At 60.8% G+C, this 12573-nt stretch carries 12 protein-coding genes; 4 read left to right on the forward strand and 8 right to left on the reverse strand.

All coding sequences use genetic code 11. From position 1 onward, the window contains the following. Positions 1–16 precede the first annotated feature (16 nt). The 5 genes from PQQ95_RS06900 to PQQ95_RS06920 form a co-directional block, all read right to left on the reverse strand. A complete protein-coding gene (locus tag PQQ95_RS06900; protein ID WP_408436071.1) occupies positions 17–1420 on the reverse strand; it encodes an MFS transporter in 1404 nt (467 codons plus the stop codon). A gap of 257 nt (positions 1421–1677) precedes the next feature. After that, entirely contained in the window at positions 1678–2442 is a 765-nt protein-coding gene (locus tag PQQ95_RS06905) for a phosphocholine cytidylyltransferase family protein (protein ID WP_408436073.1), read from the reverse strand. Positions 2443–2468: 26 nt separating this feature from the next. Then, entirely contained in the window at positions 2469–3488 is a 1020-nt protein-coding gene (locus tag PQQ95_RS06910; protein WP_408436075.1) for a flippase-like domain-containing protein, read from the reverse strand. Further along, entirely contained in the window at positions 3485–4315 is an 831-nt protein-coding gene (locus PQQ95_RS06915) for a HalD/BesD family halogenase (protein WP_408436077.1), read from the reverse strand. The genes PQQ95_RS06910 and PQQ95_RS06915 overlap by 4 nt, the downstream gene beginning before the upstream one ends. Then, positions 4312–5007: a CDP-alcohol phosphatidyltransferase family protein gene (locus tag PQQ95_RS06920; protein ID WP_408436079.1), complete on the reverse strand. Its 696-nt coding sequence runs from the start codon at positions 5005–5007 to the stop codon at positions 4312–4314. Before PQQ95_RS06920 ends, PQQ95_RS06915 begins: the two co-directional genes overlap by 4 nt. A 241-nt stretch (positions 5008–5248) precedes the next feature. Between PQQ95_RS06920 and PQQ95_RS06925 the strand changes: the two genes are divergently transcribed. Continuing rightward, the gene (locus tag PQQ95_RS06925) at positions 5249–5680 is read left to right on the forward strand and encodes a hypothetical protein (RefSeq protein WP_408436081.1); all 432 of its coding nucleotides are present in this window, start codon (positions 5249–5251) and stop codon (positions 5678–5680) included. Positions 5681–5896: 216 nt separating this feature from the next. On the opposite strand, the gene PQQ95_RS06930 is transcribed toward PQQ95_RS06925, so the two are convergent. The 3 genes from PQQ95_RS06930 to PQQ95_RS06940 form a co-directional block, all read right to left on the reverse strand. Next, positions 5897–6487: a YjaZ family protein gene (locus PQQ95_RS06930; protein ID WP_494471476.1), complete on the reverse strand. Its 591-nt coding sequence runs from the start codon at positions 6485–6487 to the stop codon at positions 5897–5899. Positions 6488–6585: 98 nt separating this feature from the next. Beyond that, the gene (locus tag PQQ95_RS06935) at positions 6586–8571 is read right to left on the reverse strand and encodes a PhoX family protein (RefSeq protein WP_408436085.1); all 1986 of its coding nucleotides are present in this window, start codon (positions 8569–8571) and stop codon (positions 6586–6588) included. A 190-nt stretch (positions 8572–8761) separates the two neighbouring features. Then, complete coding sequence (locus PQQ95_RS06940; RefSeq protein WP_408436087.1) at positions 8762–9334, reverse strand: hypothetical protein; 573 nt, start codon at positions 9332–9334, stop codon at positions 8762–8764. Positions 9335–9959: 625 nt separating this feature from the next. Here PQQ95_RS06940 and PQQ95_RS06945 point away from each other — a divergent pair. The 3 genes from PQQ95_RS06945 (at position 9960) to PQQ95_RS06955 (ending at position 12438) form a co-directional block, all read left to right on the forward strand. Beyond that, entirely contained in the window at positions 9960–11111 is a 1152-nt protein-coding gene (locus PQQ95_RS06945) for a porin (RefSeq protein ID WP_408436089.1), read from the forward strand. A 294-nt stretch (positions 11112–11405) separates the two neighbouring features. Next, positions 11406–11759 carry a sugar ABC transporter ATPase gene (locus PQQ95_RS06950; RefSeq protein ID WP_408436090.1) on the forward strand — a complete coding sequence of 118 codons (354 nt, stop codon included), beginning with the start codon at positions 11406–11408 and terminating at the stop codon, positions 11757–11759. Positions 11760–11913: 154 nt separating this feature from the next. Then, entirely contained in the window at positions 11914–12438 is a 525-nt protein-coding gene (locus PQQ95_RS06955) for a metal-dependent hydrolase (protein WP_408436092.1), read from the forward strand. Positions 12439–12573: the final 135 nt, after the last annotated feature.

Raw genomic sequence — 12573 nt, forward strand, 5'->3', positions numbered from 1 at the left:
GCACCGCGTTGAACAGTCAAGCGCTACCGCGGTTGCCGCGTGCGATTTCGTCACCGGTGCCGTGCGGCAAGCGCGCGGTCACCGGAATCGACAGGAACGAGAACAGACCGACCACGAGGAACGCCGGCCAGAAGTCGGAAAACACGATGGTGGAATGACCCTGCACGTTATGCGAGATTTGCAGCACGATGCCCGCAATCGTCACGCCGAGTCCCAACGAAATCTGCTGGATCACACTCGCGACGCTCGTCGCGCGGCCCACGTCGCGGCTCGGAATATCCGCATACGCCAAGGTATTCAACGAGGTGAATTGCAACGACGGGAAGAAGCCGCCGAACAGCACCACACACCAGATCAACCAATGCGGCGTGCCGGGAAAGAACAGACCGTAGACCGCAATCGCCAGGCCCGCGCAGCCGGCATTGAACATCAGCACCGTGCGGAAGCCGAACCGGCCGAGAATGCGCGAGGCGGCCGCCTTCATGAAGATCGAGCCGAACGCGGATGCGCAGGTGATCGACCCCGACTTGAACGCGGTCATGCCCAGGCCTTCCTGCAACGCGAGCGGCAATAGAAACGGCACCGCGCCCAGGCCGATGCGAAACAGCGAGCCGCCCACCACGCTCGCGTGAAAACTCGGAATGCGCAACAGCCGCAAGTCGAGCACCGGCAATTCGACGCGATTCGCGTACAGCACGTACACCACCAGCAGCAACACGCCGATCGCGCACATACTGACCGATATGGCGTTCGACACCAGTTCGCCGCCTACCAGCGAGAGCCCCAGCATGAACAGCGACGCCCCGCTGGCCGACAACACGAAGCCGGTCCAGTCAAGCCGGCCGGGATGCGCTTCACGCACGTTGGCGATGTGCTTGTTCGCGAGCCAGATACCCAGCAGGCCGATTGGAATGTTGATGAAGAAAATCAGACGCCAATGCAGATACGTCGTGATGAAGCCACCCAGCGGTGGCCCCACGACCGGCCCGAGCAGCGCGGGCACCGTCAGATAGTTGACCGCGCGGATGAAGTCCGACTTGGGCACCGAACGGAAAATGATGATGCGCCCCACCGGCACCATCATCGCGCCGCCGATGCCCTGCACGAAACGCGCAACCACGAACGTGCCAAGCGACGTGGACGCCGCGCACATCAGCGAGCCGGCCATGAAGATGCCGATGGCAGTGCGAAAGACGGTGCGGGAACCGAAGCGGTCAGCGACCCAGCCGCAGATCGGAATAAAGACGCCGAGGCCGATGACGTAGGCCGTCACGGCGAGCTTGAGGGTGATGGGGTCCTGGCCGAGATCGCGCGCCAGAACAGGCAGCGACGTCACGATGACCGTGCCGTCCACATTTTCCATGAACATCGCACACGCGACGATCAGCGGAACGATGAAAGTGCCTAAAGCGAGAGGCATTGGCATGACGACGGGTTGCAAGGCCGTCGGTGTAAAGCTGCGATTATGGCATCGCATCGACAACAGATGTTGTTAAGCGCAGCCTTTTCGTCCTCGCCCGGATGACGCGTTGCTATGCATCGCCCAATAGTTGAGCGCGCAACGAAGCTGAGCTGACGACAAAAAAACAGAAGGGGAAAGGAAGAAAAAACGACGCGATAGTGAGCCGGCATGCGGCCGGCTCACCATGCAATACAGCGGCGATTCAGCAGCGAGACTTAACGCGATGCGCTGACCAGCGGCTGCAACTGCGGCAGGATCTCAGTGCTTGCGCGAGCGACGTCGTTCGGGAAGTCGATCTCGATCCACGGCGCACCGGTCACGTCGGCCGTGTCGAACACCTGGCTGCGCTCCAGCAGCAGGTCACGCACTGCTTCTTCGTGCGGCATGTTGGCCCGGTCGCTCTCCACATAGCCTGCAACGATCTGCGCGAAACGCTGCGCGGTTTCCTCGCGGAAGCGGAAGAAGCCCACCGATTCGCCGATGGTGTCGTACTCGAGATTGACGGCGAGCTGCTTGCGCAATTCGACCGGCACGCCGTCTTTCAGGCACAGCTTGACGGGCTCGTCGCCGGCTTCGAAATCACGGTCGATCAACAGACGGTTGACCGTCTCGCCCTTCACCAGCGCGCTCATAATGCGCTCGTCGTACAGCACGTCGGCGTCCATCAGCAGCACGTCGCCGCCGCGTGTCAGCGGCTCGGCCACCGTGTGCACCGTCAGCACGCTGCCCAGGTCGTAACGCGAGTTCAGCACGGTTTCCACCTTATGCGGCCAGTTGATCCGCTCCAGTTCAGCCTGCACCGATTCCGGCTGAAAACCGAGCGCCAGCACGACCTCGGTCACGCCGGCGGTTTCCAGCATCTGCAGATGCCGTTCGAGCAGGCTCATGCCGTCGAACTGCAGCAGGCACTTCGGGAACTGTGCCTGCGGCGGTTGCTGGAGACGCAGGCCGAGGCCCGCTGCGAGGATGATGGCACGCATGCGCAGTCCTTTAAAAAATTCGGAGATTAATCGACAACCGGCACACGCGCGGTGGCGCGCCGCCGTTGCCAGCTTCGTTCGCTGAAGTGCAAAACCAGTAGTCCAGGCAAACCCAGCAGAATTTCACGTGCACGTTTGGCGAGCGACAACGCCAGCGCCGCCTCCGGCGGCAAACCCACGAGCGGCGCGAGCAACAGATAGCCGCCTTCCTGAACCCCGAGCGAGCCCGGGATCATGAACGCTGCGCCGCGAATCGCCTGCCCGAGACTTTCGAGCAGCAGGGCGTCGACCCAGTCGACCGGATGGCCGAGAAAGCGCAGCGCGAGCCACACCTCGACCGTGCCGACGATCCAGCCCACCAGACTCAGCGCGAAGCTCGCCGCGACGCGGCCGCGCTCGCGGTACATTGCCTGCACGGCGGCGTCGACGGCTTCGGCGCGCGTCATCAGCGACGACCAGTCGCGCTTGCCGAACAGCTTCGAGACCACGCCCAGCAAACGGCCGAACAGGCCGCGCCGCTGCGCGTAATAGAAACCCGCGATCATCGCGCCCAGCACGCCGGTGGCGATCAGCGTGGCAGTTCGCAGATCGTGAAGCGCGCCGTGTGCGGCGTAAGCGCCGAACAACAGCAACCCGAGCAGCGCGAAGACGATTTGCGCGAGCGCCTGCGCCGTGGTGCTGACGGTAATAGCGGCGGCCGCGTCACGCATGCGCATGCCGCGCTGGGACAGTTGCCGCACCATCACGACCGGGCCGCCGATCTGGCCGGCCGGCAACAGGCTATTCACCGATTCGCCGATCCAGCGTGTGAACAATGCGTCGCGTACCGTCGCGTCGTGATGCACGCCGTCACGCTGACGCTGGAACAGCATCGAAATTGCGCCGGCGTCGAGCACCAGCGGCACGACGTGAAACGCCGCGACCAGCACGAGTCCCCAGCCTGCCGCGCCCAACGCCGCGGCCACCGAGCCGAAACCCTGCCACGCGAGCAGGCCGACAAAGAGCGCCGTCCCGATCGACAGCAGAATCAGGGCCGCGCGTGTCATGCGTGGTCCTTGCCGCGTTGGGGCATCTGACGGAAAACCTGGCGGAAGCCGAAGTACGCGATCGCGTCCTTCATGTTCGAGATGAAACGGCGCCACGGCCGCATGTTCGGGTCGGTGACGTATTCGAAGGTGAGCGACACGCGCATTTCGTTGGCACCGGCCGGCGTGATGCGATGGCGCAGCTTATCGCCGTCGAAAAACACCAGACCGCCCGGCGGAATCTGCACCGAACCCGGCTGATCCGGCACGTCCGGATTACGCGTATGCAACTCGTAATCGAGCCGGCACGACGATTCGTCGATCACGCCGAGCAGCAGCGTATAGCGGCGGCCATCATAGTACGAAGTATCGTAGTGCCAGCCGATGTGGTCGCCGGCCCGCGTGTAGTAGTACAGCGCATAGGCGTGCGGATCGTCCTCGGGCGACACTTGCAGCTTGTCGCCGCTGAGTTGCTCGAGCCAGCCGATCAGTTCCTTCGAGCGATACAGTTCGGCGATGAATGGCGCGAGACGGTCGATCGTATGGCGGCTGACGCTGCCGCCCTGTTTATGGCCCGGCAGATAGTTGCGGTTCACTTCGTCGAGAAGGCCGCGCGCGCTCTGAACGAGCTGGGCGGTGACTTCGGGCGCGAGGAAATCGTCGAGATACAGGAACGCGCCCTGATCGGCGAAATCTTTTGAGAGGCGCCGTGTGTCAAACGTGCGCGTGCGGCCCGCCACGGCGCGGTCGGCATTCGGTGCAGACGCAGCCTGCAAAGCCGGCGAAGAGGCCGGCGAACGTTCAACGGAAATCGGAGCGATCACGTCGTTTTCGGCGTGCATACTCATTCACTGGCCCACATTTGACTGGTTTCAGACGCCTTGGCGGGAGCGGCCGCCGAGTGTACGGCGCGGCGCGCCACGCGCCAGTAATCGACTACCACCCAGGCGGCAAAGAGCGGCGCGCCGATCGACGCTACCACAACGAACGGCATGACGACGCTGGTCAGCGTAACGATCGGCAGCAGATACAACACGTCTTCCGTTTCAAAACCAGCGGCCGACGCCTGCTTCGTACCCGCCTTGCCCGCCATCTCCTCGATGCGCATGCGCAGGAAGAAAATCAGCGCGACCGCAACACCCGCCACGGCACCCAGCCAGCCGGGTGAAACTTTCAATGAGCCGACATGCGTCGTACCGATACCCATGCCGACGAACAACATGACGGTCACGAGCGCGTCGCAAGCCAGATCGTAAAAATGACCGATCCGGCTCGACTTTCCGCCGATGCGCGCGAGTTCGCCATCCGTGTGGTCGACAAAGTTCGACAGCACGATCAGAAAGGCGCCCGCATTGGCAGAGGCAAATCCGCCGCGGGCGAGACACAGCGCGCCGGCAAGCCCGATCAGCAGGCGCAGCGTGGTCAGATGGTTCGGCGTAACCCAGGTGTTGACGAGCGGCGTGACTAGTCGGCGGGCGAGCCTCGCATCCCATGTTCTGGGGGCCGGAACGTTCGTTGGAATTGGTGGTCGCGAATTCATAACCCGGAAATATATACGGGATCGTAAAAGCTTGCTTCCTTCCTTAACGTTTTCTTAAGCGTTCCTTGTTGCCGATCCATGTCAGACGCCGCGCAAGATATGCCGAATCACGTTAAAGTGCGAATCCAGTTGCGCCTGTCACGTCCGATTACTTCGATGCGCAATGTCTTTTCGGGGCACGGCGCACCGCCGTCGCCCGTTGCGAACTCACTACATCGAATGCGGGCCGCCATTCACGTATATGAAACGCTTCTTTTCGTCTGTACTCCTCGCGCTGGCCGCCGCGCTGCCGCTCAGCAGTCACGCTGCCGCCCTCGACGCACCGCTCACCTGCAATGAGAGCGGTCATCAGTTCATTGCCGATCTCGTCCAGCAGCAGATGATCGATCCGAAGCCGACGCGCGTCGAAAGCAATTCGATCAATGCCTTTTCGCCGACGCATGACGCCAATCTGACCGCATTCGGCTTTCGCGTTTTCGCGGTGGTCGGCTACGAAAAAGACGATCCGATGTTCCGTGTCGGCGACGGTGAACCCGTGGCCCGCTCCGCCTATGGCGTGGTGGTGTTCGGCGGCGAATCCAAGGTCCAGTCCGCGCTCGCCGAGGCCGGCAGCACGGCGATCGTGCATCGGGTAGCGCCACTCGTGACGGCGATTTTCTGCAAGCGGAGTTGAGGCGGCGAGAAATGGCCGATCGGAAGATAGGGGGTTGGCGTTTTACGCGTTATAATTTGCGCAGATGGATTTTTCGGGGCCCCCAAGGGCGTCCATCTGCCTCCTGGTCACAGGATCCAGCCGTGCTGGTTATGTCGGTTATACCGATCAAGCGCACCCGCGAAGTTATGAGGCCCCCACGTGGGGCCTCACCTGTTTCTGGCGCGCGATCTTCAGTTAAAAGTGACTGACATTCGGATCGCGGATTGCCTCTCCCCTCAATATTTTTGCCGCCATCACGCGAAATCGCACGATGCTCCGCCGGTTGCGCGGGATTCCCGCCTTCCCCTTGCGAATGTCACGTACGTAGGCGCTCTCGATCACGAGCCGCAACGCACTCGCTCCCGCCCGGCGCAGACGGAAAAACACTTCATACTCGACCCGCTCGCCGTGATGCGTGATGTCTTCGATCACGAGCCAGTTCGAATGGCCCGTGAAGTAGCAACGCCGCTCGTCCAACTGCGCGACGATTGCAGGTAGTCGAAGCGACCAATGGTGTCTGTCAAAACAGAACGCGCGAGCAATATGCCGGTGGTCGAGAATCTTCCGTTCATTGCCGAGCATGTCGAAATCCAATCGCTCACCAGGTGCTGGTCCAAACGACACGCAATGGGACGTGTATTCGACATGGACGGTCGCCGTCGCGGCAGGAAACTTCGCAGAAGCAGGAATAGCAAGAGTGAAAGCGCCAGCGAGCAGGTGCGACAAGCCATATCGGACGCTTGCTACGTCGATATAGCCTTGTCGCAAAATCGAAATCCACTTCATACGCCAGCCGCAGGGGAAACCGAAAATTATCGCGAGAATTCCCCTCGCTGGCGCCTCAGCCAGATGGCCTATGCCACGTCTTTTACCCCACTCGCCCCCTACAGCTTGATCGCCGCCGGGTCCGCGGTCAGATATCCCACCATCGCACCGAAGCGGTCCTTGTAATTGGCGCGCACCAGCGGATCGAGCGTGTCCTTCAGCGCCTGTGTATGCAGGCTGCCCCAGTCGCCGGCGTGCTGGAAGTTGCTCATGATGTAGGTCCAGCCATTGAGTTCATCGACCACATGCAGCCCGGTCGCTTCGGCGCCGGACGGTGTCGATAGCAAGCGCGTGAGTTGCTTCGTATCGACGTTGTACGCCCACAGAAAGTTGTTCACGTGGTAGCTGCTGTCCTCGCCGATAAAGAGCGTGCGCAGCTTCTCCGAGAACTTCAGGTTGTCGGGGTTGGCAACCCGCTCCGGGTCGGCCTTGTTCCCGAGCGCATCGGCGGTGATGTCCTTGCCGACCAATAGCATGCTGCTATGCACCGGCACCCACTCGCTATTGATCGCGGCGCCCTCGTTATCCTTCTGGCCGCCCGCAAGCTTGTGCTGAAGCACACCGCCGGCATCGATTTTGGCATCGACGGAAATGTTGCTCTCCGCGTTCCAGCCCTTCGCCGTGTTGCCCTTCACCATCGAATCGACAATGTTCTGCAACGCCGAGTAGGCGATCTTGTCCTTGATGTTGACCGTCGTGCCTTCCATCTTCGTGAAGCCCATGCTGCCGCCAGCCAGATAGGCGTAGCGGTGGGTTTCGAGGAAGGCCGCGACCTTTTCCTTGCCCGGCATGACCTTCACCCACTGGGCTGCGCCGCCCGCGAAGATCTTCTTGTAGCTGGCGTCGGAGGGATCGGACAATTTGACGTCGATCACATCCTGCGGCCGGTTCGATTTCGCCATGGCCTCGACTTCCGCGCTCGTCGCGTGGCCCAGCTTGATCCACTTCAGGTCCGCGCCCGCCGCGGCCGGATCGACCGAAAAGCCCGCGCCCACTTTCGCCACGTACAACGTACCCGCGGAGAGATCCTTCTCGTTGTCGGCCACGAACATGAAGAGGCCGCTGTTGGTCGCGTCGTCGCCCATCAGCACCGTGCGGTTGTCCGGCATGACCTGCACCAGTTCGTGCGAAATGCGCCCGAGGCAATAGTGCTTCCTGACGGACCCGGTGCCATCCGCCTTGACCGTGATTTCCGGCAGATGACCATACAGATATGGATTGAAGGCAATGTTCGGGTTGCCATAGAGGTTCTCGTTGAACGCCTTGTACTGCGCGAGGTTGCTCGCGCTGGTCGTGAATGCATCCGGCTCGTATTCCTCGCTGGAGAGATGCGTATTCCACGGCGACAGGCTCGCGCCACAGGTGATCCACAAGCCATTCGCGGGCGACGTGTCGACATTGTGGTACTTGACGAGCGTCAGCTTGCCGGTAGCCGGATCCTGATCCAGCGTCAGCACCGCGATCGGCGACGGCAGGCGGCCGTACATGTCGCCCTCGGATTGCGAGCGCGTCGTGTATTCGAACTGGACCACGGCGAACACCGTGTTGCCCTTCACGCCGGCAACCTTCGCGCCGTCGATCTTCAGCAGCGACGTACCGTCCGGCGAGTCCGAAAAGAACTGGCGTCGTTTCCCCGGCACCGAATCGTCATAGATCGGCTGGTTGTTGATATCGAAGTAGCCGCCTGCCAGCGCCGTGCCGCCGTTGCCGTCCGGCACCATGTCACCGGTCATGAAAAACGGCTGGTAGGCGAGCTTAAAGGCCTTCGTGGAGCCGTCGGAATACGAGATCGTCAGGCCTGAGCCGACCGTGGTGGTTGCCATCAGTGCCGGATTGGCGAGCGACGGTGCGGACATGCCGGTGAAAGCGGCCGAGCTGAAATTCACGACCGGCTTGCCGGGCGTAGCCGGCGCAGCAGCCAGATCGTTGCCGCCGCCGCACGCGGTCAGCATCGACGCCGTTGCGAGGCCGCCTAACGGCAGCATCGGCGCACCGGCAAGTAATTTCAGGGCCTTACGGCGGGAGAGGTCGAACGGCTCGGCCATGTTGTCGTGATCCAGGGTTTGGGTAGTGGGGGTGAATGCACAGCCGGCACGCACTCAGACCCAAAACCGCATGGTTCACGCTCGCGCCGCTATGACGCGAGGATTCTATGAAGTGAATGTGAAAGTATATTGACAGGCTTTAGTAATATTAAATTCAGCCGTTCGTTAGCTAGACCCCATCACTGCCGATCTAGCCCGGACGGCGGAATTCGTTTTCCACCCACGCGGCAGCGCTCGCCTTGCTCAGCTTGAAGTTCGGCGCGACCTGCACTTGCGCGATCTGTTCGCCGAATGTGTCCAGCGCGGTGAGCAGCGCGTACGGCTCGTCTTCGTCGGGAACGATGTCGAGCGTGATGTCGAGTTCGTCATTGCCGTCCGCGCTCGCCACGCGCACTTCCTTATGCAGTTGGGCGCGCAGTTGCTGCTCATGGCGGCGCAACACTTCAGACGCGGTTTTCACCAGCGTGTTGAACGCCGACGTATCGAGCGGCTTCGGATCTTTCTTGTTGCGACCCATCGTCCACGGGCCGACGAGCGCCGGTTCCGCTTCGCCGTCCTTGATCATTGCGACGGCCCAGCCTTCATCGTCTTCATTCTTGATGACGCGCGCGGTCCAGCCGTCGTCGCGCCACAGACGCGCTTCGTGCTGGGTCTCGGGCAGCGCGTCTTCCAGATGCTCGAGCGGGGTTTCGTGGATTTCGGAAGCACCTTCCGTCGGGGAATCAGTAGCGGTGTCGGACGATGGAAGGGGTCGATCGGTCATTACAGGTTTACTCACGTTCGCGGGGGCGGAAACACACTCAAGCCTGCGATTCTACCCGTCCCGCACCTGCCGAATGCGGCCCTCTGACGAATGGACAAGCCGGGCCACGCACCTCGCCAATCGAAATAGTGCATTTCGTTATTCGTGGGAACTTATAAAACGATTATAAAAAATTGAAAAAAACGCGGCCCGAAAGCCGCGTATAAAAAGATGAAAAAGACACCCCTGGTCAAAGGGTGAATTGAATTGTAGATCCGTAATTCCCCGGGATAGAGCACATGAATTGGAAGAGTGCATTGCAGAAATCAGAATGAATCGAAGTCCACGCAAAGATTCGCTCAAATCCTTACTGAGTGCGACGCAGCAGGAGCGTCGCTATCAAGCAACACTCGTAATTTGACAAACAGTTACAGCGTCGCCACACGCACAGAAATTTCTTTTTATTCATCCGCACTTACACAGCTTCGGATCCGCTATTACGAATTGGAAAATGCATTGTTGTGCCATATGCGCTTAAATATATAAATAGCAGGCATACACTTCGCAGCGGATCGTCAGGCAGCCGGCGGAATCGGCTGCAAGCACTGGAATGCGATTCTCTATGCACTGTCCCGGAGTTATCTAAATGAAAAAAACCCTCATCGCAGCAGGTCTCGTGGGCGCGTTCGCCATCACCGCTCATGCACAAAGCAGCGTCACGTTGTACGGCACGCTGGACGCCGGTCTGGTCTACTCGAACAACCAGGGCGGCCACAGCAACTGGCAGCAAGGTAGCGGCTCGGTGTCGAACACCTACTTCGGCCTGCGCGGCAGCGAAGACCTCGGCGGCGGTCTGCATGCCATCTTCACGTTGGAAAACGGCTTCAACCTGAACAACGGCCAGGATACGGAAAGCAACACGATGTTCAATCGCCAGGCCTTCGTGGGTCTGAAGAGCGATCAGTACGGCGCCCTGACCCTCGGTCGCCAATACGACTCCGTCGTCGATTACCTCGCGCCGCTGTCCGAAGCGGGCGCGGGTTACGGCAATAACCTGGCCGCTCACCCGTTCGATAACGACAATCTGGACAACTCGTTCTCGATCAGAAACGCCGTGAAGTACACGAGCGCGAACTATGCCGGCCTCAAATTCGGCGGCTTGTACGGCTTCAGCAATTCGGCCGGCCAGTTCTCGAACAACCGCGCATGGAGCGCCGGTGCTTCGTACGACAACGGTCCGTTGAGCGTTGCCGCGGCTTACCTGCAACTGAACAAGTCGGGTAATTCCAATCTGAGCGGCGCCGTTTCGCAAGGCGACGGCACCGCCGCCGTCGCGGCGAACCTGCAGCGCACCTTCGGCGCGGGTATCAACTACACGTACGGCCCGGCAACGGCCGGCTTCGTGTACACGCATACGCAACTCGACGGCATCACGGGCGTGGATGTCGGCGGCGTAACGCTGCCTGGCGTGGCAGGCACGAACCTGCATCTGGACAACTACGAGTTGAACGGCAAATATGCGCTGACGCCGGCATTGAGCCTCGCTGCTTCGTACACGTTCACCGACGGCAAGATGTCGGGTTCGAACGGCTCGGGCGATCCGAAATGGCACACGGTGTCGCTGCAAGGCGACTACTCGCTGAGCAAGCGTACCGACGTCTACGTGGAAGGCGTGTATCAGCATGCATCGGGTGAACTCGGCAACTTTGGCGCGAACGTAGCAGCGATCAACACGCTGGCGCCTTCGTCGACTGGCAACCAGGTTGCAGCGGCTGTCGGCCTGCGTCACCGCTTCTAGGTTTTTCCGGCTGCACGTGCGGAGCGGCGTAGCCCTTCGCTCTGCAGATGAACCCGCGCGTGGCACGATCACGCGCGGGTTTTTTCATCGGGCTTACGTTCTTACGTTTCGACGTAGCAGTAGTGACGATGCGAGCGCGCGGTGGGTATACTGAGGCCGGTCGCCTTCCTTGCCGTAACGTCGTTGCGGTTGAACGGCGGCTTCGTCGCGAAGCATGACGTTGCGTTCAATCGCGCCGTGCTTCGCCCGCGCCCCAAGTTCCCGCGCACGACCGGGGACGCCGACGATCGGACCATGAAAAGACTTCTCCTGCTTGCTCCCGCTGCTGCCATCACTGCTTTTCTCGCTGCCTGCGGTTCCTCCAGCGGCCCCGCCCGCGACGCCTCCCAACCGATGGTGTATGTGTCTTCGCCGCGCGCTCCCGCCTATATCGCCGATTGCCTCGAAAGCAAGCTGTCACGCGTGCGCATGTCGCGCGTAGGCGACGCGACCGAGATCGCCGTCGGCTCCGATTCGAACAACTCGTATTTCGTCACGCTGACGCCGTACAACGCCGGCTCGGTCATCAAGGTGATGCATCCCGCGAATGCGCCGGACGACCCGCCTGAACCGGAAATGCGTGTCGATATTGCGCGCTGTGCGACCTGAGGTTCTGGTCACGCGGCTGCGTTGTTGAGGACAACACCGAGGACCAGGCCGGTGCGCGATTTTTTATCTCGCGTGTCGGCTATTTTTTTGTCTGCTCATCTGCGAACATAGCCGCCCCTTGGCTTTTATCCGGCGCGCTGCGTCGTGAGGTTCGATGGCATCCAACAAAGCACATCACGCGACTGGGTTTGCGGCCGGTGTTATCGCGGCGGCTGTTGTCGCTCGCGTCGGCGGCGGTGGTTCGTTTCATATCGGCGTGTTGTTGAGCTTCGTCGCCGCCGTGGCGGGGAGTACGGCGCCGGACTGGCTGGAAGTGGCCTGGTGGTCACGCGCGCGAAGGCTGTGGATCACGCATCGGACGTTGACGCATTGGGGTGTGGGGTGGGTTGCGATGCTCGCGGGTTCTTATCATTGGCTTGGGCATTCTGCCTATGCTGCGCCGGTGTTCGGGTTTGCTTGTGGTGGGGTGATGCATTTATTGGCCGATTGGCCTAATCCTTTGGGTGTGCCCTGGATTGCTGCGCGGCATTCTTTGAATCTTTGGAATAGTGGGCATTGTGATTTGATTGTTGTGGGGGCGGCTTGGGGTGCCGCGTGGTTTGTTGGTGAGCGAGTTTGGGGGCATGGGGTTTATGGTGTTCATGGGGTTTCGGTTTTGAGGTTTTTTGGGGTGGGGTAGGTGCTGGAATTTTTTTGCCTGCGGGGCGCTTTGTGGGGGTGGGCTTTTCTTGTTCTGTTCGTCTATGCAGTGCTTGTTGTCTGGTTGCTTGTGGTGTTGGGCTTTTCTTGAATTGCTTGTGGTTTATTAGCGTTG

Source organism: Paraburkholderia caffeinilytica, assembly GCF_046030355.1.
GTDB lineage: Bacteria > Pseudomonadota > Gammaproteobacteria > Burkholderiales > Burkholderiaceae > Paraburkholderia > Paraburkholderia caffeinilytica_B.

Excerpts from the sequence above, each read along its gene's own strand:
- PQQ95_RS06900 (WP_408436071.1), bottom strand. The coding sequence starts at position 1,420 with ATGCCTCTCGCTTTAGGCACTTTCATCGTTCCGCTGATCGTCGCGTGT.
- PQQ95_RS06905 (WP_408436073.1), bottom strand. The coding sequence starts at position 2,442 with ATGCGTGCCATCATCCTCGCAGCGGGCCTCGGCCTGCGTCTCCAGCAA.
- PQQ95_RS06910 (WP_408436075.1), bottom strand. The coding sequence starts at position 3,488 with ATGACACGCGCGGCCCTGATTCTGCTGTCGATCGGGACGGCGCTCTTT.
- PQQ95_RS06915 (WP_408436077.1), bottom strand. The coding sequence starts at position 4,315 with ATGAGTATGCACGCCGAAAACGACGTGATCGCTCCGATTTCCGTTGAA.
- PQQ95_RS06920 (WP_408436079.1), bottom strand. The coding sequence starts at position 5,007 with ATGAATTCGCGACCACCAATTCCAACGAACGTTCCGGCCCCCAGAACA.
- PQQ95_RS06925 (WP_408436081.1), top strand. The coding sequence starts at position 5,249 with ATGAAACGCTTCTTTTCGTCTGTACTCCTCGCGCTGGCCGCCGCGCTG.
- PQQ95_RS06930 (WP_494471476.1), bottom strand. The coding sequence starts at position 6,487 with ATGAAGTGGATTTCGATTTTGCGACAAGGCTATATCGACGTAGCAAGC.
- PQQ95_RS06935 (WP_408436085.1), bottom strand. The coding sequence starts at position 8,571 with ATGGCCGAGCCGTTCGACCTCTCCCGCCGTAAGGCCCTGAAATTACTT.
- PQQ95_RS06940 (WP_408436087.1), bottom strand. The coding sequence starts at position 9,334 with ATGACCGATCGACCCCTTCCATCGTCCGACACCGCTACTGATTCCCCG.
- PQQ95_RS06945 (WP_408436089.1), top strand. The coding sequence starts at position 9,960 with ATGAAAAAAACCCTCATCGCAGCAGGTCTCGTGGGCGCGTTCGCCATC.
- PQQ95_RS06950 (WP_408436090.1), top strand. The coding sequence starts at position 11,406 with ATGAAAAGACTTCTCCTGCTTGCTCCCGCTGCTGCCATCACTGCTTTT.
- PQQ95_RS06955 (WP_408436092.1), top strand. The coding sequence starts at position 11,914 with ATGGCATCCAACAAAGCACATCACGCGACTGGGTTTGCGGCCGGTGTT.